Origin of the sequence: Nocardia amamiensis (genome assembly GCF_015477605.1) — a bacterium.
Lineage (GTDB): Bacteria > Actinomycetota > Actinomycetes > Mycobacteriales > Mycobacteriaceae > Nocardia > Nocardia amamiensis_A.
Genome location: NZ_JADLQX010000158.1, coordinates 1 through 1,262 on the forward strand (window position 1 = coordinate 1; position 1,262 = coordinate 1,262).

A 1,262-nucleotide genomic window follows, 5' to 3' on the forward strand; every position below is an offset into this window, starting at 1 on the left:
AGGGACTGCCCCGGCGTCGGTTGACTCCTGACCTGAGGAGACCGTTCGGTCTTCTCTGTGAGAGGATGCGTCACCGTGCCGAAGCCCTACCCCGAAGAATTCCGTCGTGACGTGGTCGCGGTGGCCCGCAAGGGCGAGTCGACACTGCGGCAGGTCGCGAAGGATTTCGGGATATCGGAGAGTTGCCTGGCCGGCTGGCTCAAACAGGCCGATATCGAGGACGGACACCGCGCCGGGGTTACCCGTGCCGAGTCCGACGAGCTGCGTGAGCTGCGTAAACGCAACAAGCTGCTGGAACAGGAGAACGAGATTCTGCGGCGGGCGGCAGCGTTCTTCGCCCGCGAGTTGCCCCCAAAATGATGTACCCGCTGGTCCTGGACCTTGCTGCTGACCGAATCCCGGTGGCGGTGGCCTGCCGGGTGTTGGGATTTTCGAAACAGGCGTTCTACAAGTGGTGTGAAGAGCCTGTGTCCCAGCGTGATTGGGATGACGCGCATCTGATCAACGCTGCGCTCGACATTCACGCCGACGATCCGGAATTCGGGTATCGGTTCATCGCTGACGAGCTCGCCGACCTCGGTTTCCAGGCCGGGGAGAACAGGGTCCAGCGCGTGTGCTCGCTGCAGGGCATCTACAGCGCGTTCGCCAAGAAACGCGGCCTGACCGTGCGGCCGGGCCCACCGGTCCACGACGACCTGGTCCGCCGCGATTTCACCGCCACCGGCCCGAACCGGCTATGGCTGACCGACATCTCCGAGCACCGCACCGGTGAGGGGAAGCTCTACATCTGCGCGGTCAAAGACGTGTGGTCCAACCGCATCGTCGGCTACAGCATCGACGACCGGATGACCGCTGAACTGGCGTGCTCAGCGCTGCGCAACGCCATCGGGCTGCGGTCACCGGCCGGCACCATTGTTCATTCCGACCGCGGCGGCCAATTTCGTTCCCGGAAGTTCGTGACGTTGTTGTCCCGCTATGGATTACAGGGCTCAATGGGGCGGGTGGCCGCATGCGCGGACAATTCGGCCATGGAGTCGTGGTTCGCGCTGCTGCAACGCAACGTGCTCGACCGGAAACGGTGGGACACAAAGGAAGAGCTGCGTCTGGCCATCGTGTACTGGATCGAGCGGACCTACCACCGCCGACGCCGCCAGCGAGGGCTGTCCCGGCTGACTCCGGTCGAGTATGAGACCCTGAACCAGGCCCCACTCGCGGCCTGAAACCACCACAACCCGCGAGTCAATCAGATCCGGGGCAGTCCC

1 protein-coding gene is annotated in these 1,262 nt (G+C 64.1%); it reads left to right on the plus strand.

From position 1 onward, the window contains the following. The first annotated feature begins 75 nt into the window (after positions 1-75). Positions 76-1,220, plus strand: a protein-coding gene (locus IU459_RS37230; protein ID WP_195134267.1) for an IS3 family transposase whose coding sequence is annotated in 2 segments (ribosomal slippage) — positions 76-349 and positions 349-1,220 — 1,146 coding nt in all. Because the reading frame shifts where the segments join, the coding sequence is not laid out codon by codon here. Positions 1,221-1,262: the final 42 nt, after the last annotated feature.